At 39.5% G+C, this 26,555-nt stretch carries 30 protein-coding genes; 8 read left to right on the forward strand and 22 right to left on the reverse strand.

The window, feature by feature from the left end; all coding sequences use genetic code 11:
- Positions 1-496: 496 nt before the first annotated feature.
- Positions 497-820, forward strand: a complete 324-nt coding sequence (locus ACFIJL_RS04230) for a hypothetical protein (RefSeq protein WP_375622820.1) — start codon at positions 497-499, stop codon at positions 818-820.
- Positions 821-1,345: 525 nt separating this feature from the next.
- Here ACFIJL_RS04230 and ACFIJL_RS04235 read toward each other — a convergent pair.
- The 5 genes from ACFIJL_RS04235 to ACFIJL_RS04255 form a co-directional block, all read right to left on the reverse strand.
- On the reverse strand, positions 1,346-2,509 hold the full coding sequence (locus tag ACFIJL_RS04235; RefSeq protein WP_375622822.1) for a DUF6990 domain-containing protein: 1,164 nt from the start codon (positions 2,507-2,509) through the stop codon (positions 1,346-1,348).
- Between the two features lie 10 nt (positions 2,510-2,519).
- Complete coding sequence (locus ACFIJL_RS04240) at positions 2,520-2,897, reverse strand: hypothetical protein (protein ID WP_375622824.1); 378 nt, start codon at positions 2,895-2,897, stop codon at positions 2,520-2,522.
- Positions 2,898-3,243: 346 nt separating this feature from the next.
- The gene (locus tag ACFIJL_RS04245; RefSeq protein WP_375622826.1) at positions 3,244-3,450 is read right to left on the reverse strand and encodes a hypothetical protein; all 207 of its coding nucleotides are present in this window, start codon (positions 3,448-3,450) and stop codon (positions 3,244-3,246) included.
- A gap of 132 nt (positions 3,451-3,582) precedes the next feature.
- Positions 3,583-4,161 carry a hypothetical protein gene (locus ACFIJL_RS04250; RefSeq protein ID WP_375622828.1) on the reverse strand — a complete coding sequence of 193 codons (579 nt, stop codon included), beginning with the start codon at positions 4,159-4,161 and terminating at the stop codon, positions 3,583-3,585.
- 296 nt (positions 4,162-4,457) lie between these two features.
- Entirely contained in the window at positions 4,458-4,991 is a 534-nt protein-coding gene (locus ACFIJL_RS04255) for a hypothetical protein (protein ID WP_375622830.1), read from the reverse strand.
- Between the two features lie 491 nt (positions 4,992-5,482).
- Here ACFIJL_RS04255 and ACFIJL_RS04260 point away from each other — a divergent pair, with 491 nt between their 5' ends.
- The 3 genes from ACFIJL_RS04260 (at position 5,483) to ACFIJL_RS04270 (ending at position 7,423) form a co-directional block, all read left to right on the forward strand.
- Entirely contained in the window at positions 5,483-5,836 is a 354-nt protein-coding gene (locus ACFIJL_RS04260; protein WP_375622832.1) for a hypothetical protein, read from the forward strand.
- Positions 5,837-6,325: 489 nt separating this feature from the next.
- The gene (locus ACFIJL_RS04265) at positions 6,326-6,889 is read left to right on the forward strand and encodes an NADPH-dependent FMN reductase (RefSeq protein ID WP_375613628.1); all 564 of its coding nucleotides are present in this window, start codon (positions 6,326-6,328) and stop codon (positions 6,887-6,889) included.
- A gap of 18 nt (positions 6,890-6,907) precedes the next feature.
- On the forward strand, positions 6,908-7,423 hold the full coding sequence (locus ACFIJL_RS04270) for a short-chain dehydrogenase (protein WP_375622835.1): 516 nt from the start codon (positions 6,908-6,910) through the stop codon (positions 7,421-7,423).
- A 400-nt stretch (positions 7,424-7,823) separates the two neighbouring features.
- Here ACFIJL_RS04270 and ACFIJL_RS04275 read toward each other — a convergent pair whose 3' ends face one another.
- The 17 genes from ACFIJL_RS04275 to ACFIJL_RS04355 form a co-directional block, all read right to left on the reverse strand.
- Positions 7,824-7,964 carry a hypothetical protein gene (locus tag ACFIJL_RS04275; protein WP_375622837.1) on the reverse strand — a complete coding sequence of 47 codons (141 nt, stop codon included), beginning with the start codon at positions 7,962-7,964 and terminating at the stop codon, positions 7,824-7,826.
- 114 nt (positions 7,965-8,078) lie between these two features.
- Positions 8,079-8,267 carry a hypothetical protein gene (locus ACFIJL_RS04280; protein ID WP_375622839.1) on the reverse strand — a complete coding sequence of 63 codons (189 nt, stop codon included), beginning with the start codon at positions 8,265-8,267 and terminating at the stop codon, positions 8,079-8,081.
- A gap of 112 nt (positions 8,268-8,379) precedes the next feature.
- The gene (locus tag ACFIJL_RS04285; protein WP_375622841.1) at positions 8,380-8,541 is read right to left on the reverse strand and encodes a hypothetical protein; all 162 of its coding nucleotides are present in this window, start codon (positions 8,539-8,541) and stop codon (positions 8,380-8,382) included.
- A 705-nt stretch (positions 8,542-9,246) separates the two neighbouring features.
- Entirely contained in the window at positions 9,247-9,822 is a 576-nt protein-coding gene (locus ACFIJL_RS04290) for a hypothetical protein (protein WP_375622843.1), read from the reverse strand.
- Positions 9,823-9,832: 10 nt separating this feature from the next.
- Positions 9,833-10,207: a hypothetical protein gene (locus tag ACFIJL_RS04295; RefSeq protein ID WP_375611623.1), complete on the reverse strand. Its 375-nt coding sequence runs from the start codon at positions 10,205-10,207 to the stop codon at positions 9,833-9,835.
- An 88-nt stretch (positions 10,208-10,295) separates the two neighbouring features.
- Positions 10,296-11,447 carry a DUF6990 domain-containing protein gene (locus tag ACFIJL_RS04300; protein ID WP_375622845.1) on the reverse strand — a complete coding sequence of 384 codons (1,152 nt, stop codon included), beginning with the start codon at positions 11,445-11,447 and terminating at the stop codon, positions 10,296-10,298.
- A gap of 13 nt (positions 11,448-11,460) precedes the next feature.
- The gene (locus ACFIJL_RS04305; protein WP_375622847.1) at positions 11,461-11,826 is read right to left on the reverse strand and encodes a hypothetical protein; all 366 of its coding nucleotides are present in this window, start codon (positions 11,824-11,826) and stop codon (positions 11,461-11,463) included.
- Positions 11,827-12,054: 228 nt separating this feature from the next.
- Positions 12,055-12,420 carry a hypothetical protein gene (locus tag ACFIJL_RS04310; protein ID WP_375622849.1) on the reverse strand — a complete coding sequence of 122 codons (366 nt, stop codon included), beginning with the start codon at positions 12,418-12,420 and terminating at the stop codon, positions 12,055-12,057.
- A 291-nt stretch (positions 12,421-12,711) separates the two neighbouring features.
- Positions 12,712-13,017, reverse strand: coding sequence for a hypothetical protein (locus tag ACFIJL_RS04315; protein ID WP_375622851.1), 306 nt, complete (start codon positions 13,015-13,017; stop codon positions 12,712-12,714).
- 996 nt (positions 13,018-14,013) lie between these two features.
- The gene (locus ACFIJL_RS04320; RefSeq protein WP_273790893.1) at positions 14,014-14,343 is read right to left on the reverse strand and encodes a hypothetical protein; all 330 of its coding nucleotides are present in this window, start codon (positions 14,341-14,343) and stop codon (positions 14,014-14,016) included.
- A 199-nt stretch (positions 14,344-14,542) separates the two neighbouring features.
- Positions 14,543-15,100 carry a hypothetical protein gene (locus tag ACFIJL_RS04325; RefSeq protein WP_375622853.1) on the reverse strand — a complete coding sequence of 186 codons (558 nt, stop codon included), beginning with the start codon at positions 15,098-15,100 and terminating at the stop codon, positions 14,543-14,545.
- A 57-nt stretch (positions 15,101-15,157) separates the two neighbouring features.
- Entirely contained in the window at positions 15,158-15,709 is a 552-nt protein-coding gene (locus ACFIJL_RS04330) for a hypothetical protein (RefSeq protein WP_375622855.1), read from the reverse strand.
- An 8-nt stretch (positions 15,710-15,717) separates the two neighbouring features.
- Complete coding sequence (locus tag ACFIJL_RS04335; protein WP_375622857.1) at positions 15,718-16,236, reverse strand: hypothetical protein; 519 nt, start codon at positions 16,234-16,236, stop codon at positions 15,718-15,720.
- 1,221 nt (positions 16,237-17,457) lie between these two features.
- The gene (locus ACFIJL_RS04340; RefSeq protein WP_375622859.1) at positions 17,458-17,748 is read right to left on the reverse strand and encodes a hypothetical protein; all 291 of its coding nucleotides are present in this window, start codon (positions 17,746-17,748) and stop codon (positions 17,458-17,460) included.
- A 372-nt stretch (positions 17,749-18,120) separates the two neighbouring features.
- On the reverse strand, positions 18,121-18,678 hold the full coding sequence (locus ACFIJL_RS04345; RefSeq protein ID WP_375622861.1) for a hypothetical protein: 558 nt from the start codon (positions 18,676-18,678) through the stop codon (positions 18,121-18,123).
- A 48-nt stretch (positions 18,679-18,726) separates the two neighbouring features.
- On the reverse strand, positions 18,727-19,350 hold the full coding sequence (locus tag ACFIJL_RS04350; RefSeq protein ID WP_375622863.1) for a hypothetical protein: 624 nt from the start codon (positions 19,348-19,350) through the stop codon (positions 18,727-18,729).
- The gene (locus tag ACFIJL_RS04355; protein WP_375622865.1) at positions 19,290-19,811 is read right to left on the reverse strand and encodes a hypothetical protein; all 522 of its coding nucleotides are present in this window, start codon (positions 19,809-19,811) and stop codon (positions 19,290-19,292) included. Before ACFIJL_RS04355 ends, ACFIJL_RS04350 begins: the two co-directional genes overlap by 61 nt.
- A 1,791-nt stretch (positions 19,812-21,602) precedes the next feature.
- Here ACFIJL_RS04355 and ACFIJL_RS04360 point away from each other — a divergent pair.
- From ACFIJL_RS04360 to ACFIJL_RS04375, 4 genes are all read left to right on the forward strand, one after another.
- A complete protein-coding gene (locus tag ACFIJL_RS04360) occupies positions 21,603-22,172 on the forward strand; it encodes a hypothetical protein (RefSeq protein ID WP_375622867.1) in 570 nt (189 codons plus the stop codon).
- 861 nt (positions 22,173-23,033) lie between these two features.
- Complete coding sequence (locus ACFIJL_RS04365) at positions 23,034-23,972, forward strand: YopJ/AvrA family T3SS effector serine/threonine acetyltransferase (protein WP_375622869.1); 939 nt, start codon at positions 23,034-23,036, stop codon at positions 23,970-23,972.
- A gap of 329 nt (positions 23,973-24,301) precedes the next feature.
- Entirely contained in the window at positions 24,302-25,246 is a 945-nt protein-coding gene (locus ACFIJL_RS04370; protein WP_375622871.1) for a YopJ/AvrA family T3SS effector serine/threonine acetyltransferase, read from the forward strand.
- A 377-nt stretch (positions 25,247-25,623) separates the two neighbouring features.
- The gene (locus tag ACFIJL_RS04375) at positions 25,624-26,550 is read left to right on the forward strand and encodes a YopJ/AvrA family T3SS effector serine/threonine acetyltransferase (RefSeq protein ID WP_375622873.1); all 927 of its coding nucleotides are present in this window, start codon (positions 25,624-25,626) and stop codon (positions 26,548-26,550) included.
- Positions 26,551-26,555 lie beyond the last annotated feature (5 nt).

The raw sequence follows: 26,555 nt of genomic DNA on the forward strand, positions 1-26,555 counted from the left end.
AACCCTCATAAAGGCAGTATCCAATCCATGAGAGGATGCACTCTAGCCCTCAAAAGAGTGCATCCTTCCCCTCAACGGAAACCGCCTTAAACCCTCATAAAGGCAGTATCCAATCTATAAGAGGATGCACTCTGACCATCAAAAGAGTGCATCCTTCCCCTCAAGGGTTTTACTCAACTTTTATCGCATCTCATTTTTATGAACCCTCATTTTTATGAATCCTTGGTCAAAGGCACAAAAAGAAGTTTGCTAGCAACTATTGTATCACCCACCTTATGGGATTCCACTTGCCTACAGATCTTTCATACTTTTTGGTGCCTTCATAAAATCGAATCTGAAAGAATTCATTAAGGCAATTAAGGGTAAATTTTGTCAATTTGTAGACAAACTTTATTCTTTTTTGTGATTGTTGTATTTTTACTATAGTTATTTAAATCGACTTTATATATGATACGCATCGATATTTATTTGTCGAAATAAATATAGGAGAAAAACTATGAATATCAGATATTTTTTCATAGCGGGAGCTATTACAAGTGGTTTAGCTCTCGCGATTCAAAAATCTGATCGTATAGTCAATAAAAAACCCTCTCCCATTGTTGCCCCTTATACTATTGAGAAAACAAATTTACAGTTTGTTAAACAAGTAAGGGACACATCGGATACATTGAATATACTGAGAGTCAGTAATAGAAGCGCATCAGAACAAGCATCAATAAACGATATATACGAAAAAGGAAAAAGTTTATTGAATGCAATAGCTGTTTTTTTAGGATCACTTATTATATATTTCATACAACTTGTTTCTACTAGAATATAAGATACAAAAAGTTCTTAAAGTAAAGTTATATACATTTTGTATATATTATAAAATTTAAATAAAAAGGCCCCATTTTATAAAGGGCCTTTTTTAGTTTAATTTTTCCTTTGTTTTAATTTAATTTTTATTGTGTTTTTATTTTTATTATCCCAATATTACCGCCTTCAAAAATGCCATTTTTTGCCTTCCTCTCCCCTCAAATGACAAAGGCTCTAACCCTTAAAGCTCCCCCCATAGCGCTTTAGTCAACGGACCTTTCCTCATAGCGCTTGAATAAGCAATAATTTATGAGCATTTTCTAACAAAAAAGAGACCATCTTAAAGAAGAGAGTAGAATTTATAATTGATTTTTCTCCCCTATTCTTGAGGATCAAGCCATTTCCAGTCTATTTTTTAAATCTTGGCTATTATTCTTGATTTTTCGAACCCTTTATTTTGCTCTGGTAAGAAAGATGTGAAAGCGCCATGATTGAGACGCTTTCACATCTTTTAAATAAAAGTGCTTTTCTTCAACAGGAGAATAAACTAATCAATTTTTATATCCATAAATGCGATTTTACCATCTTTAATATAAGTAATATCAGGAGCATGTTTTACCCCCTCTGCTTCAAACACGAACTGTTCATCACTCACCCCTTCAAACCCTTGTTCCCTTAATTCTTGTTTTTTCTCCTCGACTATTTTTTTATGAAAATCTCGTTTTTGATTACACGTATTAGGGGATCTCACTCTAAAAAGCTGATAGTCCATGGCTATAGACCACTTCTCAGCAACCCGTTCCAGTAGATCGTAACTGAACTTTCCTTCCCTTTTCACTTCTTGAGCGATCACCATCGCGCGTTCCAAATGGACTTTTTCAATGGTTTCATCAAAGCCAAGCTTCTCCCCTGCCGTAAAACTTTCGTCATAAGAAGCTAAAGTCTCAACATCGCCCAGCAAGGCAAGAGCAGCAAGATGCAGCAAAGCATAAGGTGCAAACTCTACGTCAGCATCCGGTGCCCAAGATAAAGAGTCTTTTTCCCAAGGGGGAATACCATATTGAGAGCGAAACATTTCATGCAAAGAATCATCTTCCATTGTCCATTTTAAAGTTGTATCGAGTGCTTTCTTTAAAAGCTTGGCGCTCACTTTTTCTTCAAAAATTTCCAATCCATTGGGTACAAAATTCATAAATACTGTTGGCAAAACCCCAGAATTATGCGGATTAATCGTCTGACAAGCCGCCGCAAAAATACCGCTCATAATTAAAAGTCCGCGATCAAAAGGCGAAAACTCTTCCACTCGTTTCTCGTTATAAAGAAACTGCACTTCGCGATCTGGTAAAAAGAGGGTTGCCAAATAATCTCCCTTTCCCTCGATTTCCACCGACCATCCCAAGCTTTTTAAAAGCCCTGTTGCACTTTCTATCGTGAGAATTTCATCATCATCATAATCGGCAGAGAACTCTTTTTCCTTTAGTTGCAAACGCCTCTTCTGCACCACGGCTTCATCTTTCCAAAACTGCTGCGTTGCAAGATCATTTTCTTTAAGCACTCTTTCCAGCTCGCCTTTCACTTGGAAATTCATTTTCATCCGTTTAAAGACAGAGGTATAAAGAGCTAAAACAAGCATGATAATGATCATGCAAATAACAATAAATACCCAGAACAGGGGATCTAATAGAAATACGGCTATAGGATCACTGTTCATTTTTCCCCTCTCAGTCTTTACAAAGCCCGTGCGACAGAGAGCTTATGTGCTCTCGCACCGAGATTGCTTCTTCTAGTTTCTGAATATTTTTTCGCAACTCACCCGTCACTTTGGTGCGAAGCCGTAACATAACCGGAATAAAAATAATAACACAGACCATTATGATGTCCGTTGTTTTAAGGAGAACGGCATGCACAACATATTGCCACCCTGTCAGCTGCCAATTTAATACATCTGGTATTCCTAGAATCATGTTCCACATGATAATGAGAACAGCAATAGCAAAGATAATTTTATAATCCTTTGCTGAGAGCAACACGTGCTGGAGCGAAAAAGAATGCGCTCCTTTATGCGTTTCTTGCTCTGATGCCCAATTTTGCTCCTTCATGTATTCCCCTCTCTCTTTGAAAAGACCCGCGAGAGAGAGCTTATTTGCTCTCACACAGAGATTGCCTCTTCTCGTTTCTGGATTTTTTTCCAATTTACGCATTACGATGATGCAAAACCCAAATACCACCGGAATAAAGAAAAGTACACAGACCGTTATGGCTTACGTCATAATAAAAATTATAGTATTCCTGCTACCTTGCCACCCTCTTACCTTCCTCACATTGCAAAAAATAAAGATTTTCAAACCACGCCAATCTGTAAACAATAGTCACAATTCAGCTTTTTCTTCCTAAAAATTCTCCTATTTTCAAGAAAATGACCCTGCAGCCCCACTTCAATAGAATTCATTTCAAAGCTTGAATGAACAAGGCTCCTAAAAATACGAAAACAACCCATATACCGCGACCACCTGCTCCCAAAATCGTTCCTTCCTCACACCTCAAACGATAAAGTAAGTCCCAAGCACTCACTCTAGGCTCTAAACCCCAAGGGCTCTTATTCCCTTTAATCAATAATGGTCCATAATCGGCTTTTCTTCCACTCAATGTCATCCTCAACACTGCTCCTTAGAGCAATGTTTACGGACACCTCATGAAAGAGCACCAAAACATATCAGAGGCAAAATGGTATGCAATCCCTATAAAGGCTGAATCTCTCATAATTTCTTCATTATTTTTTCCCTCTCATGATTTCTCAAGCGCTGTATCCTGTTCTTGCAAGACGTTTTTCAGTTCTTTTCTTAAACAGCGATACGTTCTCACCTGCTTAAAGACACCATAATAAAGTTGTAAAATCATCATAGGAATACAAGCAACCACCAATGTCACGCACATAAGCACGAGACCGAATATTGTAACAAGAATATCACTCCATTTTTCTCTATCGCCTTTTTTATACCAATCCTTTTGATCGGTTATTTTACCCCGTTGCTGGTTTATTTCTTTCAATTTTTGAGTATTTTTTCTCAACAAAAGCCACAATGTTATGAAGAGTATGTACAGAACTGGAAACAAGACCCAAACACACACTGTAATAACTTTCCAAAACGCATACAGAGAGAGAAAAAGAGGTGTATCCCACCACCCTGTCAAGTTCTCTTGGCTACCCAAGGATGGGAAAAATAAAATCCTGTTGCACAACTCAATAATGAGCGAGAGGAACCAAATGACAACATGCTCTCGCACAGAAAAATAATCTTTCCCAAAAAAATAGCGTAGTTCATTATAAAATGCTGAATAAAATTCTGACTTTTTCCCCTTCATTGCTCTTCCTTTTTTTATGAAAAACGCATTTCTTTATTTCATGCCCGCTCTTTTAAGAACCACGAAAAGTGCGATGCATAGTGTTTCCCTTATTTTCAACAAAAGACCCCAATTTTCTAAAAGCGTGGTTGCTCTTCCAAATGATTAAGAGCATCCTCCTCATTACAAACGAAAATAGGCTCTCCTCTTTGCCTGATAATTTTCCAACCATTCATCCTCCCCTCTTCTTGTGTCACGAGCTTCCAAACATTGCCTCTCCCCCTTACGATAGCGACAAAAGCGCCTTGTCACTCTCTTTATCTTATGCGTTTTAATTCCCGTTTCACTCTACAATACGTTCTCACCTGCTTGAAAACAAAATAATAAAATTCTAAAATGAGCATGACAACACCCGCAGGAAAAAAGACGTTTAGCAGAAATATCAACCAAAAGTATACGATAAAAAAACAGCTTATTTTTTCTCTATCCTTTTTTACTGAATTATTTTGTTGATCGATTGTGTGACCCCGTTGCTGGATAGCCTCTTCTAAATTCTGAATCCTTTTTTTCAACAAATACGTTAAGATGAGATAAAGCACCAATAAAACAGGCATCGAGGCAACAACAACAACCATGATGACTTCACGTAGCACAAAAAGCGCTAAAAGAGTGCTATCCTGCGATACACTCAACGACCACTTGGCTTCTAATGGGATCAAAAGAGCTTTATAACCTATCCCAACAAGGATAGAAATAAGACAAATAATCATATGATCTTTATAAGAACGAAATGATTTTCCAAAAAAAAGAGAGCACCGTTTGTTATAAAATGTGGAATTTTCCCCCTTCATTTGCTCTTCCCTTTTATACAACTGTTTGTCCCTAACTTTATAAGGATACGCATAATCTCTCAAAGCACAATTGCATCCATTGTCGTCAAATAGAACACCCCAGAAAATACTCGTATTGCATATTTATGTTGCCAATAGTTTTGCCAATTCACGTGCTTGTTTTAAAGAAATCTCTCAACACTTCCAAACCAACGCGCATCACCCCCATTTCATGAATAGCCCCCATGAAGAGGATAACAATAGCGCCCCCATGAATATATCCCCTTACTATAAACTCTATCACCCCTATTGTTTCAATAAAAAATGTAATCCGGCGCCATTCATATACGCCCCCTGCGGCCTCTACAATAGCCTTACCCTCCCTTGCAACAAGCTACGCCATAACTCGTTCCTCAACACGGACAACCCCATTAGCCTAAGGCTCCTACGACAACCCCACCCCTGCCCAAAAAACAGCCATACCGCTGCCCCCCTACAACAACCATACCCGCTTGCCCCTACAAACAGCCATACCGCTGCCCCCTACAAACAGCCATACCACTCTGCCCCTACAAACAGCCATACCGCTGCACCCTACAACAACCATACCGCTGCCCCCTACAAACAGCCATACCGCTGCCCCCTACAAACAGCCATACCACTCTGCCCCTACAAACAGCCATACCGCTGCCCCCTACAACAGCCATACCCGCCCCCCTACAAACAGCCATACCGCTCTGCCCCTACAAACAGCCATACCGCCCGCCCCTACAAACAGCCATACCCGCTTGCCCCCTACAAACAGCCATACCGCCCGCCCCCTACAACAGCCCTATCTAGCCTCTACGATAGCCCTTATCTCTTGAAAAGATCGAAGCATTTTTATTCTTTTCTCCATTGTTTTCAGCCCCCCACTTAAGACATGAAAAAAGGAACTTCCATTGATTTGCAAATGATCGCGCAATAAGAGCATTTGAAATGAGAAAATCTTACAACTTTCTTATTCCAATTAAAAAGGATCAATGATCATTCAAAATATGACGATATATTCCTTTTTTCATTGGGGATCTTGCAAGCCAATAGCTCAGAATATATTCATCAAAGCGCTTCTAAGACAGAGAAACAGCCGCTACTTTTGAGATCAAGCATTTTAATATTAATGAAAGCACTAACATTCCCTTGCAAGTTTGAGGTGTTGTTTTGTCAACAATCTTGTTAGCATGGACTGATTCTATGATGATGCGATATCATTACAATTGCTCTTTATAAACAGCATTGATACGCGCCATTTTACTCACACTTCTTTATAAGCCTTGCGTTATAGGCTTGTGGGGAAAAGATAAAGGAGAATCCTGTTGAATATAGCAATTATTTTGGGGTCTGTGCGTCAACCTTCCTTAACAAGAACTTTAGCCAATTATTTAGCGGATTGCCTCATAAAGCGGGGTGCATCACTTCATTGGGTTGATTTGCGTAAACAGCCCTTGCCGATGACAGATCCAGATTATCATCAGCAGGTTGAAGCTAATCCAAGTGCTGCGGTCCGTGAGTTTGTAAAAACCATTGCCGCGGCTGATGGCGTTATTCTAGCAAGCCCCGTTTATCAAGGGTCTTATTCGGGTGTTTTAAAAAATGCTCTTGATAATTTGAGCTATAATGCCTTTTTAAATAAACCTGTTGGGCTTATCTCTCATGGGAGTACGGCCAAAAAATGCGCACAACCGTGTGAACATTTAGTGCCGGTGGTGCACACGCTTTATGGTTATACACTCCAATGTCAAATTGCCTCTTCCAACGAAGATTTTTCCTCAGACGATGAAGGTCGTACTTGGAAAGTTATAAGTGAAGAGGTACAAACCCGTTGTGAAAGACTTGCTGATGAAATGTACACATTTTTAAAGCAACGAGGTGGGATTTAAAGTAATAAGGGAGGGGGCATGAAAAAAAAGGATGCGCACTATCGTTATTTAGTGGTAGGGGGCACAGGGATGCTTGCCCCTTTGTATCAATCACTAAAGCCGCAAGAAGTGATTATTGCTGCACGCTTTCTTTCCCATAAAGTCCAGCTTGAGGCATTGCACAACAAACAGTTGTGCGTGTCGTTGGATTATGATTGTGCGTCATCAAAGGCGCAATTTTTAGAAGCTGTGAAGCAATGGCATGATCTAAAATATTGCATATTATGGATTCATTCGCCCGCCTATGCATTTTCTTGCGCATTAATTGAGCAGTTGGCTCTTTTGCCTAAACCGCCATGTATTCTCCATATTTTTAGTTCCAACACGCATGATCAAATAATCATCGATTGCGCGCGCAAAAACAAGGTTGCTTTTATCCCCATTCAATTAGGACAAAAAACAACGCCCAAAGGTTTACGATGGCTGACCCATAAGGAGATAAGCCAACAGGTACTGGATGCCATAAAAAACCATATGAATAAACAAAACTTATGATCAAGACCTCTGCTTTGCAAAGAAGCCGAGCCCCTTCAATCTCTATCCATACCCGAACACCCTCTTGAATAGCCCATACTCTCTTACATCATAGGCTTTGAGAACGAACAATCCCCCTCCCTTACGCCTCTAAACAGCGGTCCTTATATCAACAGCTCCAAAACCAAACGTTTTTTCCTCCTCACACGGGCTTATCCCCTTCTCAGAGTTTATTCCCTCCACGTGTTTTTACCCTTCTCATGCGGGCTTATCCCCCTCTGACAACCATCACAGCTCTTGAGCACCCCCCCTTTTTACAGTTCCACGTTTTTACGATTTTGCAAATTCACAGAAAACAACAAACTGCCGATAAACCGCCCCATTAAAGCCTATACAAGCCTATTACAAACCTATCACCAGCCTATTCATTGCCATCAGCCCTTTTCCCCCAACGCTCCCCATTCCCACATTCCCCCATTCCCACATTCCAATTTTGACGCATTGCACAATCCAACCATCCTCCATTGGCACCTTTTCTCCCCAACCGCCCCACAACCGTCACAGCTCTTGACCAACCACACCCCCTTTTACAGTTTCACGCTTTTACGATTTTGCAAATTCACAGAAAACAAGCAAACTTCCGATAAACCGCCCCATTAAAGCCTATACAAGCCTATTACAAACCTATCACCAGCCTATTCATTGCCATCAGCCCTTTTCCCCCAACGCTCCCCATTCCCACATTCCCACATTCCCCCATTCCCACATTCCAATTTTGACGCATTGCACAATCCAACCATCCTCCATTGGCACCTCTTCTCCCCAACCGCCCCACAACCATCACAGCCCTTGACCAACCACACACCCTATTACAGTTTCACGTTTTTACGATTTTGCAAATTCACAGAAAACAAGCAAACTGCCGATAAACCGCCCCATTAAAGCCTATACAAGCCTATTACAAACCTATCACCAGCCTATTCATTGCCATCAGCCCTTTTCCCCCAACGCTCCCCATTCCCACATTCCCCCATTCCCACATTCCAATTTTGACGCATTGCACAATCCAACCATCCTCCATTGACACCTTTTCTCCCCAACCGCCCCACAACCGTCACGGCTCTTGAGCAACCACACACCTTTTTACAGTTCCACGTTTTTACGATTTTGCAAATTCACAGAAAACAACAAAACTTCCGATAAACCGCCCCATTAAAGCCTATTACAAGCCTGTCACCAACTTATTCATTGCCATCAGCCCTTTTCCCCCAACGCCCTCCATTACCCCATTCCCCCATTCCAATTTTGACGCATTGCACAATCCAACCATCCTCCATTGGCACCTTTTCTCCCCAACCGCCCCACAACCGTCACAGCTCTGACCAACCACACCCCCTTTTACAGTTTCACGTTTTTACGATTTTGCAAATTCACAGAAAACAAGCAAACTGCCGACAAACCGCCCCATTAAAGCCTATACAAGCCTATTACAAACCTACCATCAGCCTATTATTGCCATCAACCCTTTTCCCCCAACGCCCTCCATTACCCCAGAGATCAGCGTAAAATGAGAAAAACAATCGATGCCCTCCTCCCCAAGCCATGAAGCAATGGCATGATCTAAAACTTACGCCTCCCCCATGACACGAGCACTACATGCGCTTTTTCAGCGCTGCGTTTAATTGTTTGGTAACCTTGTAATACGAGATCAAACGCTTGATAAAAGAAATATACAGTGCCACAATGGGTATTGTTAAGAAAAAATCAAAAACACCCCCCAGCAGAATGATCAAAATCACCGTCCAAAATGCCGCTATTTCGTAATGCATTTTATCCCCTTCCCTTTATAAATTGATTGATTGGGTTGCTTCAGTCACTTCTTCCAACTGCTGAATCTTCTTTTTCAATCGATGGGTTAAAATTTCACGAAGGATCACAACAACAGGGATCGTTGCAAAAATACATACCGATAAAAAAAACCAGAAAAACAAGAGAATGACAAAATATTCAAATCTGCTCTCATCTACCTTAGCAGCTATCCCTTTAGAGCAAATCACATAGACATAAGCTTTGAAAAACATAATGATGAAAGAGAGGCATGCGTGGAGGATATAATCTTTGCGTGAAAAAGCGAGCCATTTTTTTAACGAATAGGAACTTATCTGTGTTTCTAGTGCTAAGTTTTGCGGCACTCTCTCTTTTTCTTTTCCGCTTTTTTCAAAGAAACAAAAACGCTGTGGGTGTTCTTTCATCAAACGTCTTTGTTTTTTCACTCTGTAATAGAGCCTCAAACGCTTGATTAAAGAATAATAAGGCGCCACAATAATCATATTCACAAAAATGGCAAAAACTGTAACTGCATTTAGAAAAAAACATCCAATCGGCAGAAAAAAAATAAAAACCGCGATCTCACTCCTCATGCGTATAACCTCATTGATTAATCTCTTGCTGCTTTATTTTTTCTTTTAGTTTTTTCTTTATTTTTTCCAATTTACGCTCTTTAAAACGACAAATGCCCCACAAAATAGGAAGGGGTGTGAGAAGACAAAACCATATCAACACTGGTAAGAGAAAAATAAGAGAACCAATTCCTTCCCATCTTGTCCATTGCAACGGCTGTACCAGAGACTTTGCACCCGCAGGAACTTCTAAAGCCATCATGATAAGGCATGTACAAAACATGATAAAAAAGCGGTGCCCTATTATTTTACACCGTCCCACCCCTTTACGCATTTCCACTGAAGACACCATAAATTTTCTAAATGAAAAGAAAGACTCTTCAAATGTTGCTTTTTTCTCCTGCATTGTTCCCCTCTGCTTTTACGCTTCGCGCTTTTTACGCATTATTTTTAGGTTTAAGCTCTTTTTAAATTATCTAAACTCTTTATTTTTCTCAATAAATTTTTTCATCAATCCTAATTTCTACATCCATATATTCTAACTCCCCATCCTTTATGTAAAGAATATGAGGACGATAGTTTTTTCCATCAACCTCACAAATCGCGTCCTTTTCATAAACAAAATATCCCTGTTGCCTTAATTCTTGTCTTTTTTCCTCGATCAATTTTTCATAAGAATCTCTTCTTCTATTGCACAAATTGGGATCTGTAGCTCTAAAATATTCATAGCTTTCTACCTCCATGGAAAAATCCTTTGCCGCCTGTTGAAGCAAATCGTAACTGGGTTGCTTTGTCTTTTCTACCGCCTGAGCGATCACCATTGCGCGTTCCAGATGCTCTTCTTCAATGCTTGCCTCAAAGCCCAGCTTCTCACCTTCTATAAAGCTTTTGTGATAAGAGTGTAAGGTTTCAACATCGCCCATCAAAGCCAGAGCAGCAAGATAACGCAGGGAATAAGAAGCCAACCGAGGGACCACAGTTTTGTTTTCCCAAGGCAGGATTCTATATTGAGAGTGAAGCATCTTGCCAAGATCAACCTCAGTCATTGCCTTTTCTAAAGCTTTCTCGAGTACACGACGTAAACATCCAACGCTTACCTTTTCTTCAAAAATTTCCAACCCCTTCACATCAAAACTCAATTCAAGAGCAATCAAGCCTCCAGAATTATAAGGGTCTATCGTTTGGCAAGCCGCCGCATGGATACCAGAAACCACCGCAATTGCACAATCAAATCGCGGATACCCCTTCTCAGCATTATAAAGAAACTGCACTTCACGATCTGGTAAATAATAGGTGGCCAAATGATCTCCTTTTCCTTCAATTTCCACCTTCCACCCCAAACTCTTTAAAAGCGCCGTTGCACTTTCCATCGTTAAGATTTCTTCATCAGAAAGAGAAAACTCTTTTTCCTCAGATAACAGCTTAATCATCGGCATTGCTCCACTAGACGGCTCAAAAGCGACAGGTTGTTCAAGCACGCGGCTTAATTCTTTTGTCACTTGGCAATACAGTCTCACCCGCTTGAAAGTAGAGTAATACAATGCCCAAATAAACATCATGACCACAGCAGAAAGCAGCGTGAAAAGCGTCAAGCCCATACCCCACGAGAGTACAACAATAATATCCATCATTTTAATATCTATCATTTTCTCCGCCCCTTCATGCGCTGTTTTGTTGAGAAGCGGTTTTTCTCCGCTTCCAGAGTGCTTGCTCCAACATATCGATCTTTTCTTTCAACAGAACCGTGAAAATGATACGAACCACAAAGGCAACAGGGATAAACAAAAAAATAAACCATGATATAAGCTCCATAATTAACGAGAGAGCTGCCACGACATCCCCTTCCCACTCCGCCAACTTCCACCCAAGCAACATGGATACGAAGCGAAGAGCCATTCTTAAAGCTGCCACAATGAAAGCAATACAAAAAATGACTTTATAATTTTTGCGTGTCAGAAACGCTTCTTCAAGCGCAAAAGACCGTAATTCCTCATCCAATGATACATTTTTTCCATTGCCCCTCATTTTTTATCCCTCATTTGTTTCAATTTTCAAGCCATTTTCATGAACCGAAGCTTTCGTCCTCACAATGAATGAGAGTTCATCAATATCAAGCGCTTGTATCCTTCATCTTTTATAAAGACAATATCAAGGGTGCATTTTTTTCCATCACCTTCAAACATCGCACGAAGAGAAGTGCTCCTACAACGCATGAGAATATATAAAGACCAGTATTCATTTTCTGCCCTCCCTTCACGCGCTGTTTTGTTGAGAAGCGGTTTTTCTTCGCTGCCAGATTTCTTGATCCAACATATCGATCTTTTTTTTCAACAAACGCGTAAAGATGATACGGACCACAAAGGCAACAGGAATGAGTACAAAAATTAAATCTAATATAACCTGCACGATGCAAAAGAGAACTGTTATGACATTCCCTTCCCACCCCGCCAACTTCCACTCAAGCCACATGAGTAAGAAGAGAAGAGCCGTTCTTAAAGCTGCCACAATGAAAGCAATGCAAAAGATGACTTTATAATTTTTGCTTGTCAAAAACGCTTCTTCCAGCGAAAAAGACCGTAACTCTTCATCCAATGATACATTTTTTTCATTGCCCCTCATTTTTTATCCCTCATTTGTTTCAATTTCTAAGCCATTTTCATGAACCGAAGCTTTCGTCCTCACAATGGATGAGCGTTCATCAATATCAAGCGCTTGTATCCTTCATCTTTTATAAAGACAATATCAAGGGTGCATTTTTTTCATCACCTTCAAACATCATGTTTTCATCACTCACAGTGTATCCCCTATTGTCTTAAGGCTTCTCTTTTCTCGTCGATCAAATTTTCATAAAAATATCTTCTTCTATTGCACAAATTTGGGTCTCTGACTCTAAAATTCTAAGTGCTCTTTTTATTTCCAAGAGATAAGCTGCTTTCCAAAGAAGAAGTGAACTGGTGCAAGAAAATCGTAACGAGGTTGCTTTGTCTTTATGACGATTTGAATCATCAACAAAACCGGCCCAAATTGATTTTTTCGATATTTTTTTTCAAAGCCCAAACTTTCATCTTCCATAAAGCTTTTGTGATAAGAGTGTAAGGTTTCAACATCACCCATCAAAACCAGAGCCGCAAGATAACACAGAAAATAAGAAGTCAATTGAGAGATAGCACAATTTCCTTTTCCCAAGGAAGGGCGCTCTATTGAAAGCCCAAACACGCGGCCAAGATAAACCTCTGTCCCAGATCAACCTCATTCCCAAATCAACCTTGTTCATTGCCTCATCTCAAGCTTCCTCAAGCACACGACGTAAACGCCCTACGCTTATCTTTTCCTCAAAAATTTTCAATCCCTTTGCCTTAAAATCCACCCCTTTGCCTCAATGCCTCGTTGTCAATCTGCCCCCCCAAAATGATAAAGCCTCAAAATGATAAGGATTAATTATTTGGCAAGCCGCCGCATGAATACCAGCGTCTCTCACAATTCCATAACCAAATTGCACAAAACCTTTTTCATCCAGAGAGAGAAACTGTCCTTAGCGGTCTCGTAAATAAATAGATGTCCCTCTTTTCTTTCAATTTCCCCCCTCCACCCCAAGCTCTTTAAAAGCATTGTTGCCCTTTCCATAGAGCAAAACGTCTTGATCAAAAACTTAAAGCTTTTGGCGCGTCTTCTTTATGCGTCTTGCCTCTCCACCTGCAAAAAATGGGCTCTTCTTCCCCAAACACCAGAATATCTTTTGCTTTAAGTATAGATTTTTCGCTCTCAATATCGCTTGGTAAAACACATTTTTATGCTTGATAAAAAGAAACAAGTTACAAGATTTTCTCTCTTTAAGAGAACAGCAAGTAAAGCCCAAGAGCAGCCTCTCTTCACTTTCCCCTCACCACTCAAGCAAAAACCCCACTCAAGAAAGAGCTCCACTCAAACAAGAGCACCAACTCAAGCAAGAATCCCACTCAAACAAGAGCCTCAATTCTTTTAAAAACACGACACAAATATAAAAAAGCATAAAACGAGAAGTACACCCATGCTCCTTAATGAACAAGTCAAAAGAAAGGATCAACAAAAGCCTCTCTTCACTTTTTCCCCTTGCTCACTTTCCCCTCGCTCATTTTCCCCTCGCTCACTTTCCCCTCGCTCATTTTCCCCTCGCTCACTTTCCCCTCGCTCATTTTCTCCTCGCTCACTTCCCCCTCGCTCACTTTCCCTCGCTCACTTCCCCTCGCTCACTTTTCCCTCACTCACATCGTATAATATGACGGGAGCTCCTTTCTGCTCAACTTCTTCTTCTAATTGCCGTATCATTTTGTTCAACTGACGGGTCACGATAAAACGCATAATAAAAACAATCGGTAAGAATAAAAAAACACAGGCAAGCATCCATGCTAGTGGCTCGAATACGACAAGAGAAACAAAGTCCTGCCCTCTCCATATTTTAACGACAACAGTTATAACTATTGGAGCAGTCGCCATGACCGTAGAAAGATAGAATATTTTTTTATAGTCTTGCCAAACAAGAGAAAGCTGTTTTTTATCAAACATTCTGCTGCTTTTTTATTTTGGGGAGATCTGTCTTAAGGCGATATCGCGTTCATTCAGCACGCATTTCAGTTCCTTTTTCACGCGACAATAAAGCCGCGCACGCTTGATAAACAGGTAATAAATGACAACGATTGGCGCCCATATTAAAACACCTAAGAGCGTAAAACACAGGAAAGAAATGGCTATTAATGTTATAAGACTACTCGTCATTTTGTCCCCCTACCACATTCTGCATACGAATTGCCTGATCGCGTTGTTGTATCGCTTCTTCCAATTGTGGAAGTATTTTGTTCAATTTTCTCGTTAACTTCATGCACATGATCCCAATGATCGGAGAAAAGAGAAGAATCCCTAACCATATAAGGCTCAACAGCTGCATGATAAAGGCAACACTATCATTTTTCCACCATACAAAATTTGCGATAGAGAAAGCAGATTGCAAAACAGAAAAGAGAATAAGGATAAAAAAGATTATTTTACATTCTTTTGAATAAAAAGGCAGAGATTCTTTGAAGTTAAGAAAGCGCATTTTTGCATCAAGTGTCTCAAGCGCGAGATTGTGTCTTTTCATTTCTCCCCGATCATTGCGCAATTGTTGTATGGCTTGCTTTTGTTGCGTCGTACTCTTTTTCAAGCCTTGAGCGAGTTTAAAAGATAACCTCATATGCTTGATCAACAGGTAAGGAAACCTGACCATAACCATAACCATTAAAATGGCAATGATAATGAACCCTAAAAAAACCAAATGCTGCATCATAATGCTCCCTTTTTTTCCCTATCGCATTGATGTGAAATCATCATTTTTATTCTCTGCTCAAACAAATGTTTCTAATTCCTTTACTGTTTCTTGCACGCCATACTGAAGGAGACTATGGAGAATTAAAATGACAGGTAAAGAAACAACAATACATGTCCAGACCCAAAACAGCAGTCGCATGACAAAATCAATAATGTGAAGCACTATCATAGGCACGTAATTGTGCAAAAAAACCGCAGATTTTGGAAGAAAAGCTGAAAAAACGACAAAACCTGTGCAAAGTGCAACCATAACGAAGGCGATAGAAAAGATCATAAAATAATCTTTTTTTGAGAGAAGCAAAGATTCTTGAAAAGAAAAGGCACGCAACTGTGTTGCAAGAACTGTCCTCTGTCCTCTACCCTCTACCTGATAATGCCCTAAATTCTGCGCTGCACCCTTTTTTAATTTTCGCTGCGTCACCAATAACAAGATTGTCCGTTTTATCAACGAATAATAAAGTGCAACGATTGTCACCACGGTAGAAAGGAATACCATAAAAATTGCAGAACAAATAAAAATTGCCGTTCCTACGGCAATCAACATTCCAATGATTAAAGAAGCACTCACTTTTCCCCCTATTGTCTTCTGTTAAGAGATTGGTTGTCTAGCTGTTGCTGCTCTGGCAAGGTTTCCCATTGTAGCATCATTTCCTTCACATCCCGTTTAAATACGGCGTTAAAGACAAAAAAGAGCGGACAAAAACCAAAAAGAACGCCAAAAATTATTTGCGGTAAGAAACATAAAAAAGCCCAAACACTATTCCACCCCGCATCAAGAACATGCTGAATTATAGGATTTTGGAAAGGGTGTTTAAGACTTTCCTGAAGTCTTTCCTGAAGACTTTCTTGTTTCATTTGTCCCAGTGCTTGGAGCTGTTCTTTGGATATAACGTGAAAAAATTCCAAAGGATCCATATAGGCAGACGCGGAAAAAAGCACCAACAAGAGGATAGCCAAACAACAAATGATGATATAATCGCCTGTTGAAAGAGCCGTCCATTTTTTGAAAGCTTCTGATTGATCCAACACTGACTGTGATACAAAAGCCTTATCTCCCTTATGGGCAGATTGGTGTTGTGATTTATCTTCGATCATACGGATACTCCCCCACTTCTAAAATTCCCACTCTTCAATATTTGATAGCACGCCACCAGCGCGGTAAATTCGCTTAGCACCCTTCTCAGAGTAATGCAAGTACTATAAATCCCCTCTACGTATTTTGTTCATTTGCCCTATACGCGCTTATACATGAAGCACTATACGTGAGGCACTTACAAGCCCAAACACCCCTTTTTCCAAGGTGGTGCCCCCATCTTGAAAGCCAAGCACGCGGCCAAGATCAACCTCAGTCCCAGATCAACCTCATTCATTGCCTCATCGAAAACTTCCTCAAGTACACGACACGCCCTACGCTTACCTCTTCCTCAAGAAATTTCAATCCCTTTGCCTTAAAATCCACCCCTTTGCCTCAATGCCTCGTTGTCAATCTGGCCCCCCCAAAATGATAAAGCCCTAAAATGATAAGGATTAATCATTTGGCAAGCCGCCGCATGGATACCAGCGTCTCTCACAATTCCATAACCAAATTGCACAAAACCTTTTTCATCCAGAGAGAGAGAAACTGTCCTTCACGGTCTCGTAAATAAATAACAGTCTCGTAAATAAATAGATGTCCCTCTTTTCTTTCAATTTTCCCCCTCCACCCCAAGCTCTTTAACAGCACTGTTACGCTTTCCATGGAGCAAAACGTCTTGATCAAAAACTTAAAGCTTTTGGCGCGTCTTCTCTATGCGTCTTACCTCTCCACCTGCAAAAAATGGGCTTTTCTTCCCCAAACACCAGAATATCTTTTGCTTTAAGTATAGATTTTTCGCTCTCCATATCGCTTGGTAAAACACATTTTTATGCTTGATAAAAAGAAAATAAGTTACAAGATTTTCTCTCTTTAAGAGAACAGCAAGTAAAGCCCAAGAGCAGCCTCTCTTCACTTTCCCCTCAGCACTCAAGCAAGAGCTCCAACTCAAGAAAGAGCTCCACTCAAACAAGAGCACCAACTCAAGCAAGAATCCCACTCAAACAAGAGCCTCAATTCTTTTAAAAACACGACACAAATATAAAAAAGCATAAAACGAGAAGTACACCCATGCTCCTTAATGAACAAGTCAAAAGAAAGGATCAACAAAAGCCTCTCTTTACTTTTTCCCCTCGCTCACTTTTTTCCCTCACTCACTTTTCCCCTCGCTCACTTTCCCCTTGCTCACTTTCCCCTTGCTCACTTCCCCTCGCTCATTTTCCCCTCGCTCACTTTCCCCTTGCTCACTTTTTCCCCTCGCTCATTTTCCCCTCGCTCACTTTCCCCTCGCTCACTTTCCCCTTGCTCACTTTCCCCTCGCTCACTTTCCCCTTGCTCACTTTCCCCTCGCTCATTTTCCCCTCGCTCATTTTCCCCTCGCTCATTTTCCCCTCGCTCACTTCGTATAATATGACGGGATCTCCGTTCTGCTCAAGCTCTTCTTCTAATTGCCGTATCAATTTGTTCAACTGACGGGTCACAACAAAGCGCATAATAAAAACAATCAGTAAGAATAAAAAAGCACCGGCAAACATCCATGCCAGTGGCTCGAATAGGACAAGAGAAACAAAGTCCTGCCCTCTCCATATCTTAACGACAACAGTTATAACTATTGGAGCTATCACTATGACCGTAGAAAGATAGAATATTTTTTTATAGTCTTGCTAAACAAGAGAAAGCGGCTTTTTATCAAACATTCTGCTGTTTTTTATTTTTGGGAGATCTGTTTTAAGGCGATATCGCGTTCATTCAGCACGCATTTCAGTTCCTTTTTCACGCGACAATAAAGCCGCGCACGCTTGATAAACAAGTAACAAATTGTCCAAACTGGCACCCACAATAAAATATTTACGATCATAAATAACAGGAAAAAAAAGACTATTAATGTGATAATGCTACTCGTCATTTTATCCTCCATGCCCATTCTGCATACGAATTGCCTGATCGCGTTGTTGTATTGCTTCTTCCAATTGTTGAAGTATTTTGTTCAATTTTCTCGTTAATTTTATGCACATCACCCCAATGATCGGAAAAAAGAAAAAAAGTCCAATCCATAGAGAAGTGTTCAACAGCTGCATGATAACGCCGACCATATCGCTCTTCCACCATACAAAATTTGCGATAAAGCAAGCAGATTGCAAAACAGTAAAGAGGATAAAGATAAAAAAGATTATTTTACATTCTTTTGAAGAAAGAGGGAGAGATTCTTTGAAGTTAAGAAAGCGTATTTTTGCATCAAGTGTCTTATGCACAACATTGTGTTTTTTCATTTCTCTCTGATCATTGTGCAGTTGTTGTATGGCTTGCTTTTGTTGTGCCGTTTTCTTTTTCAAGTCTTGAGCGAGTTTAAAAGATAACCTGATATGCTTGATCAACCGGTAAGGAAGCCTGACCATCACCATAACCATTAAAATGGCAATGATAATGAACCCTAAAAAAGCCAAATATTGTATAATAATAATCACTTTCCCCCCCTATCGCATTGATATGAAATCATCATTTTTATTCTCTGTTTAAGCAAATATTTCTAATCTCTTTACTGTTTTTTTCACGCTATAATGAAGGAAACTATGGAAGATTAAAATGACAGGTAAAGCGATAATCATACACACACAGCACCACAACAGCAGCAGTACGACAAAAACGCTAACCTTAAACAATTGCAACGCATAACCGTGTAAAAAAATTGTAGATCTTGGAAAAAAAGCAAAAAAAGCTATCAAACCTACGAAAAGCATCATCAAAATAAAGGCTAGAAAAAAGATGATACAATAATCTTTTCTTGAAAGTTCCAAAGATTCTTGAAAAGAAAAAGCACGCAACTGTGTTGCAAGAACTGTCCTCTGTCCTCTACCCTCTACCTGATCATGCCCTAAATTCTGTTCTGCCCCCTTTTTTAATTTCCGCCGCATCCAAAACAACAATATGACCCGTTTTATAAAAGAATAATAAAGTGCCACGATAGTCATGATGGTAGAAAACACTATCATGATCTCCCCCACCAACATGACAACACCCAACCCTGCTGTAGTCAACATTCCAAAACTCCTTACAAAAGCATTATCCTCTCGTTTCCCTATCGTGTTCTGTTGATAGCTTGGTTGTCTAGCTGTTGCTGCTCCGGCAATGTATCCCACAGTTTTATCATTTCCTTCACATCTCGTTTAGAGATGGCGTTAAAGACAAAAAAGAGTGGAAAGAACACCACAAGACAGCCCCAAATCATTTGTGGTAAGAGACATAAAAAAGCCCAAACACCATTCCATCCCACGCCATACAAAAACACGATTGCAGGATTATTTTCAAAAGGCTGTTTCAAGATCTCCTTCATCATTTTTCGAAAATCTCCTTGTTCCATTTTCTCCAGTATTTGAACCTGTTCCTCGGATATAACGTGAAAAAACTCCAAAGGGCTCATATGGATAGTCACGGAAAAAAGCACCAACAAGAGGATAGCCAAACACAAAATGATGACGTAATCTTTTCTTGAGAGAGCCGTCCATTTTTTGAAAGCCGCAGAATGATTCAACACCAGCTGTGATGCAAAAGCCGTATTTCCCTCATGGGCAGATTGCTGTTGTGATTTATCTTCGATCATATGGATATTTTCTCACTTTTAAAATGCCCACTCACTCTTTGAGAACATGCAACCAGAAAAACGGGTTTATCTCGCACTCTTTTGACCATGAAACCCGTGCGATAAGACTTTTGAAGTCTATTTTTTAAATTCTTTATAGGTGTCAACATACAATCTCTTAAGCTTACAAGCACAAACGCCATTGTATCCCCTTATCTATTACCCACACCTCAAAAGACAATGTTTCACAAAATTCACCAAACAAAAATATTCAATCTAAAAAAATATCTGATGTGTAAAGTTTTACAACTAACATATTGATTTATAATAAATTTATTATTTTGCATATTAAATGAGAAGCCTAAGTAGCGTAGGATTGTCTTATTCTAAATCTGTTCCATATTGGATCAAAACCATATCTCTTGCGCGTTACAAGCAGAAAGAGCCATATAGAGTAAAACATTAAGAAAGGATGACAAATGCCTCTCATGAAGCGTTTCAAATGCCAAGAGCTATCGCAACAATGAAAGCTGGCAAAATGTGTGATGCTACGGACTTTCTTCTTCACGAGCGTAAAGATGGACTATTCAATAGATTTTATATTGCTCAAACTTTATATGGATTTCATTGGGGACTTTTTTTAGCGAGCTCAAATTTGCGCTGGCTCAATCGTTATACCTTCACGAGGCACCATTGCGAAATGGGCAAAAGAGAGCCCTAAGACATGGCTCTAGAAAAAACAAAACAAAGTCGAACAAGCACCCGATTATCCAGCATGAAAAGCGCACGACAAACCACTTTAATCCTCATTTGAAAGCTTCTTAAGCAAAAAGGCTTCATTTTAAAAATTCTTTATTAAAAAGAAACTTCCCCCATATTTATAAAGGCATCTTCCATAAAGGCATTTTCCGCTTATAAAAACAGCTTCTTTCGATAGCGCATTGTGTCCTTTAAACGATATCCCCTCATCTCATGAGGCGATCCATTAAAACAGTAAAAACGGAAAGTTTTATATTCTATAAAGGATATTCATAAAGGAAACAGCAAACCAAATAGCGAGACCATTCACAATTTATTTTGAGCCGATAAACGATATTTTATTTGAAAATATAGGGCATCTTATGCTATTATAATAGGATGCGGGGGATGCTTTTTGCCACTCAACAGAAGAGTACATAACTTCTATAGAGTACATATCTTCTATAGAGTACATATCTTCTATAGAGTGTATAACTTCTATCAAGTATAGTGCATATCTTCTATCAAGTATAAAGAACATGTTCTATCAAGTAAAAGAATATGCTTAACAGCATAATATATATCAGGCATCTTAGTACAGCACCCCATAATCCCCCCATAAGAAAACAATAACTTTTCAATTTTACCTGTAAAAAGGTTTGGTAAAGCGCTCGTGAAAAAAGAGATAAATAATCCCATTAGAAAAAACGTCCTATTAGAAATAGACGATGACATGCCCATGGAATATCATTTTTATTTTTTCATTCACATTTGACAAAAATTTTTCTTCAATTTCTCAAGAACAGTTAAGAAACATTTAGAAAGCGAATAATCCGCTATCAATGAAAAAAATGGTAAGCCCCCCTTAAGGATGATTTTTCGCCCCACACCGTTGCTTTTCTTTGCATTTACAACGCCTTTAGTATCATTTGTTTTTTGATCTGCAACGGCTCATATCCCGCTAGTATTGCTCTCCACAGTATTTGCTCTCCCGCTAGTATTTATTCTAAGTGCTTTTTACATCACTGTCCCTCATCAACAGCCAGTTTCTTTTTCATTCAAATGGTTAAGTTCATGAAAATACGTAAAAAACGCGGTAGAGCGAAAATAACAGGCAAGCGCAAAGAGCCCAATAGCTGTATTTCACGTGCCACAATCCCCAGCGAATCTGGGTTTCAACCGGCGATTGAAATGCGTGCAAAACACTTTGGTTTAAGCCTCGAAGAAGCGAAAAATCCGCTTGTTGGGACCTATATTGGGCGTCTTTGTTTGCTTGGCTATAAAGGGGATTCATCAGGCATCAGTAAAGAGCAATATGACACAGCACAACAATACTTGCAAATTAGAAACGACTATTTATGTGCAAAAGGTTTACCAAATGGCTATTATGATGGTTTTACGCACAGCGTATCAGATGAGAAAGCAAAAAAGCAATGGGTTCAAAGAGCAACGGAACACTATGAAGCGATGCAAGAAGCGATTAAAGAAGCACAATATCTGCATCGTCAACATAACTTTCATGCGGCATTACACTCTCTTGTTATAGAAGATCAACCACTCTCTACGCTTGTTGGTTCGTTGCGTATTATTCTTGATGCCCTTTATAAACATTTTGACAATTCTAGCAAAAAGAGTCTTCGCTAAAACACCCATCATTTCCTCCTCCACACAGGATAAAGATTCTCCTCTCCTTTATAACATGTCTCTTTATAACCAGCGCCTTTGTAAAGTCTTCCTTTGGCAGGGTGCACTTGAGATCCACTGAGCTTACTCTTTCATAGAACTCCATGGGATTGACAAGCTTAAAGCGCTCAGCAAACAAGCTCAAAAATATCCACCACGCTTAAAAAATACTTCGACCTATCAAAGAGACTTAACCTTATATCGACCCATGCTTTACTTAATCCATGCCTCAAAGGAAAATATTTTGCTGTATAGCCAATGAATGAGCTTTTTTCTGTAGATTTTTTCCCGCGATAAAGGAGGAAAAATAATCGTTTTACTGTTGACAAAATATGAAAAATCGTATTTAATGGTGGATGCGGTAAGGGGTTTTCTGCGTCCAGATTTCATCATAAAGTTTTTGCATTATTATAGACTTATTATAAATTATTATAGACTGTTATAAAACAGTGTGTTTCGCGACAATGTTTAAAACTTTACAGTTTGAAGGTATCTTTCGTCTTTTTTTGACTATTTTCTTTTGCATCACCCAATTTGCATCACCAACAGCTCTATAATTTTGAGATCTTCAAAACAAGCCGTATTCACTAGGGGCTCCCAAGAGAACGCCCTAATAATACCCCCATAAAATACCCCCATAAAATACCGATATTATACATCACAGCAATGATGAGCAATACACGCATAAAAATATGAAAACGGCCTCATTATGCTCTCATCGCCTCATTTTTTAAGATGTAAAGGCTTCTTTTCAAAACATTGTTTAGCCAGAATTGAAGAAGATAATATCACCTATTGATCATCAACATAGAGGCTAAGCTTATGAAGCCACAAGATTCTCCCTCACCTCATTCCTCGCAAACCCCAGAAGGCGCAAGCGCACCAGAAGGTGCAAGTGCATCATTAGACACTCTTACAGCACATTTAGAACGGCTTAACATCGAAAAAATACAAAACACCCCTTTCAACCGTGCAGAGTTAAAAGATATTGTTGCCGGTTTAGAACAGCATAATGCCGATGGCAGTTGGATCAAAAATTATTATGATATTTTAGATCTTTACATGATGCCAGCTTTGGTAGATCAAGCCAATCGTAAATATCCAGAGATGAATCTTAAACTTGCAATGACACCTGACGACTTTGCCCTTGCACTCAAAGAAACACTCGAAAATGGCATTAAATCTTCTAGACTGATCGTTAACGCAAAAGATAGAGGAATTCATTTTGCGGTCATTGATCATCAAACCATAGGGGACAAGACATCTCTGATATTTTTAGAACCTACCTCACTGCGTGACACGCTCCCCGCCTTACTTGCATTAAGAACGCGACAATCCATTGAACATCACCAATTGCCTAACATTCATTTTGCCATGGCAGAAATGAATATTCAACGCAGTTCCTCTGAATGCGGGATGTTCAGCTTAAGCCTTGCCAAAAAGCTTTATCTCGAATCTCAAAAATTGGAAAGACTGCACAAAGATAATATTAAGGGTGTGTTATGTGAACCAGACACGCCTTTACCTGCTGAAAAATTAGATCCATATCTTCCAGCTCGTTTATACAAACACGTGCAAGGCAGAAGACGTCTTAGGGAATATTTAACAGCCAATCCAGAAGCAGCACATGAAAAAGTAAACAAAAAAGGCGAAACCCTAACTGAGAGGTTTGAGAGAAGCTTGGTGGCAACAGAGACAAAAACTGTTTCTGTTTCACAACACAGAAAAAGAGCAACAGAATACAAATCTCTGATGATGTAATAAGCATTTAGCTCTATTCCACCTTCACAAAGTAATGAAGTTCTGCGGCTTGACGGTTAAGCATAAATTACTGTTAGCAAATCTTCTTTTCCCTTTGGAAGAGGTAAAGATGCAAACAATAAGCAACATGACCTCTTAAAAAGATAAAAAGATACCTTTCCTTGACTCTGAAAAGCGTGGGATTTTGTCTTTCGTAACATTTTTTTTTTAAATAAAGGTGATTTCATCTCTTTATTTTTTTAAGCTAAAAATCTTTCCTGCAAACATTGTTTAGCCAGAATTGAAGAAGATAATATTTTCTACCAATTATCAATATAGAGGCTAAGCTTATGAAGCCACAAGATTCTTCCCTCCCTCATTCCTCGCAAACCCCAGAAGGTGCAAGCGCACCAGAAGGGGCGCATGCAAATGCATCATTAGACACTCTTACTGCACATTTAGAACACCCCAGTAGCGAAAAAGGCAAAAATATCCCATTCAATCGTGAAGAATTAAAAAGTATCATTGCCCGTTTAGAGGATGATATCTCAACGGGTCGTTGGGTCACAGCTGATTATGCAAGTACAGATCTTAAACTAATGCCAGCCTTGGTAGATCAGGCAAATCGTAAATATCCCGACATGCGTCTTCAATTGGCAGCGTCATCTCACGACTTTGCCCTTGCACTCAAAGAAGCCATCGAAAACGGCGTTCAATCTTCCAGATTTATCATTTACACAAAGGATAGAGGAATTCATTTTTCAGTGATTGATCATCAAACCATCGATGACAAAACCTCCGTGATATTTTTTGAACCTACAACACTCAACAATATGAAACCAGCAGTGCTGGCATTAAGAACACAATTGGCTCTTAAAGCGCATGAGTTGCCCAATTGTTCTTTTGCCATGGTAGAAATGGATATTCAGCGAAGCTCTTCTGAATGTGGAATGTTCAGCTTAGCCCTTGCTAAAAAGCTTCATACCGAATCTCAAAAATTAGAAAGACTGCATCAGGATAATGTTAAGGGTGTATTATGTAAACCAGACACGCCTTTACCTGCAGAAAAATTGGATCCATATCTTCCGACCACTTTTTACAAACACGTGCAAGGAAGAAGACGTCTTGGGGAATATCTAAAAGCCAATCCAGAAGCAGCACAGGAGAAAGTAAACAAAAAAGGCGAAACCCTAACTGAGAGGTTTGAGAGAAGCTTGGTAGCAACAGAGACAAAAACTGTTTCTGTTTCACAACACAGAAAAAGAGCCACAGAATATAAATCTCTAATGATGTAATAAGCATTTAGCCCTATTCCACATCCACAAAGAATGAAGCTCTGCGGCTTGACGGTTAAGCATAAATTGCTGTTAGCAAATCTTTTTTTCCTTTGAAAGAGGTAAAGATGCAAACAGTAAGCAACATGACTTCTTCAAAGACAAAGGATAAAACAGGACAGCTCTATCAAAAATAGCCCATTTTAAAACAGTGCTCATAAATTTGAAAATGCACGAGATGCTTCATTTTTTTAAATTCAAGAAAACCATAAGCTTTTTAAAAACACCCCTTTTTAACCTCACCTTCCAAGATGCAAAGGTTCTCTTTCAAAACATTGTTTAGCCAGAATTGAAGAAAATAATATTTTCTACCAATTATCAATATGGAGGCTAAGCTTATGAAGCCACAAGATTCTTCCCAACCTCATTCCTCACCAACACCAGAAGGGGCAAGTGCAAATGAATCTTTAGAAGACCTTATTGCCCGTTTAATGCAAAGCTCGGTCCAAACAGAAGAAGAACATGTTGCACCGAGTTCTGCCGAATTAAAAGATATTATTACAGGCTTAGAAGATGATCTCGTCACCGGCCGTTGGATTAACGCTTATTATGAAGATACGGATATTAGATTGATGCCGGCTCTCGTAGAAAAAGCAAACAGCAAATATCCAGACATGAATCTCAAATTGGCTCTTACAGCAGAAGAGTTTTCGCACGCCCTAAAAGAAGTCGTTGAGAGCGGCGCAAAATCTGCCCGATTTATAGTCAATTCGGGAAGCACAATCCACTTTGCCGTCCTTGATTATCAAAAAGTTGATGAGAAAATCTCTTTGATTATGCTTGAACCTACAACCTTTCAGAATATCACGGCTTGCAAACTAGAGAGAAAAATAAATCAAACCCTTCAATGTCTTCAACTGCCTCCTTATTCTTTTACCACAGCAGAAATGGATATTCAGCGAAGCTCTTCTGAATGTGGAATGTTCAGCTTAAGCCTTGCCAAAAAACTTCATCTTGAATCTGATAAATTAGCAAGATTGCACAAAGATAATGTTAAGGGTGTATTATGTGAACCCCATTCCTCTTTATCTGCTGAAAAGTTAGATTCCTATCTTCCCATCAGTTTATACAAACATGCGCAAGGAAGAAGACGTCTAGAACAATATTTAAAAGTCCATCCGGAAGCTGAACATGAAACAGTCAACAAAAAAGGCGAAACCCTGAGAGAGAGATTTGAAAAAAACTTAAAAACAACAGAGGGAAAAACTGTTTCTATTTCCTCTCACCAAAAAAGGATTACTGAATACAAATCTTTAACGATGTAATTGAG

This window comes from Bartonella sp. TT119HLJHH (assembly GCF_042193385.1).
GTDB lineage: Bacteria > Pseudomonadota > Alphaproteobacteria > Rhizobiales > Rhizobiaceae > Bartonella.

Coding starts and splice junctions, on each gene's coding strand:
- ACFIJL_RS04230 (WP_375622820.1), top strand. CDS start 497: ATGAATATCAGATATTTTTTCATAGCGGGAGCTATTACAAGTGGTTTA.
- ACFIJL_RS04235 (WP_375622822.1), bottom strand. CDS start 2,509: ATGAACAGTGATCCTATAGCCGTATTTCTATTAGATCCCCTGTTCTGG.
- ACFIJL_RS04240 (WP_375622824.1), bottom strand. CDS start 2,897: ATGAAGGAGCAAAATTGGGCATCAGAGCAAGAAACGCATAAAGGAGCG.
- ACFIJL_RS04245 (WP_375622826.1), bottom strand. CDS start 3,450: ATGACATTGAGTGGAAGAAAAGCCGATTATGGACCATTATTGATTAAA.
- ACFIJL_RS04250 (WP_375622828.1), bottom strand. CDS start 4,161: ATGAAGGGGAAAAAGTCAGAATTTTATTCAGCATTTTATAATGAACTA.
- ACFIJL_RS04255 (WP_375622830.1), bottom strand. CDS start 4,991: ATGAAGGGGGAAAATTCCACATTTTATAACAAACGGTGCTCTCTTTTT.
- ACFIJL_RS04270 (WP_375622835.1), top strand. CDS start 6,908: ATGAAAAAAAAGGATGCGCACTATCGTTATTTAGTGGTAGGGGGCACA.
- ACFIJL_RS04290 (WP_375622843.1), bottom strand. CDS start 9,822: ATGAGGAGTGAGATCGCGGTTTTTATTTTTTTTCTGCCGATTGGATGT.
- ACFIJL_RS04295 (WP_375611623.1), bottom strand. CDS start 10,207: ATGCAGGAGAAAAAAGCAACATTTGAAGAGTCTTTCTTTTCATTTAGA.
- ACFIJL_RS04300 (WP_375622845.1), bottom strand. CDS start 11,447: ATGATAGATATTAAAATGATGGATATTATTGTTGTACTCTCGTGGGGT.
- ACFIJL_RS04305 (WP_375622847.1), bottom strand. CDS start 11,826: ATGAGGGGCAATGGAAAAAATGTATCATTGGATGAGGAATTACGGTCT.
- ACFIJL_RS04310 (WP_375622849.1), bottom strand. CDS start 12,420: ATGAGGGGCAATGAAAAAAATGTATCATTGGATGAAGAGTTACGGTCT.
- ACFIJL_RS04320 (WP_273790893.1), bottom strand. CDS start 14,343: ATGTTTGATAAAAAACAGCTTTCTCTTGTTTGGCAAGACTATAAAAAA.
- ACFIJL_RS04325 (WP_375622853.1), bottom strand. CDS start 15,100: ATGATGCAGCATTTGGTTTTTTTAGGGTTCATTATCATTGCCATTTTA.
- ACFIJL_RS04335 (WP_375622857.1), bottom strand. CDS start 16,236: ATGATCGAAGATAAATCACAACACCAATCTGCCCATAAGGGAGATAAG.
- ACFIJL_RS04340 (WP_375622859.1), bottom strand. CDS start 17,748: ATGTTTGCCGGTGCTTTTTTATTCTTACTGATTGTTTTTATTATGCGC.
- ACFIJL_RS04355 (WP_375622865.1), bottom strand. CDS start 19,811: ATGATCGAAGATAAATCACAACAGCAATCTGCCCATGAGGGAAATACG.
- ACFIJL_RS04360 (WP_375622867.1), top strand. CDS start 21,603: ATGAAAATACGTAAAAAACGCGGTAGAGCGAAAATAACAGGCAAGCGC.
- ACFIJL_RS04365 (WP_375622869.1), top strand. CDS start 23,034: ATGAAGCCACAAGATTCTCCCTCACCTCATTCCTCGCAAACCCCAGAA.
- ACFIJL_RS04370 (WP_375622871.1), top strand. CDS start 24,302: ATGAAGCCACAAGATTCTTCCCTCCCTCATTCCTCGCAAACCCCAGAA.
- ACFIJL_RS04375 (WP_375622873.1), top strand. CDS start 25,624: ATGAAGCCACAAGATTCTTCCCAACCTCATTCCTCACCAACACCAGAA.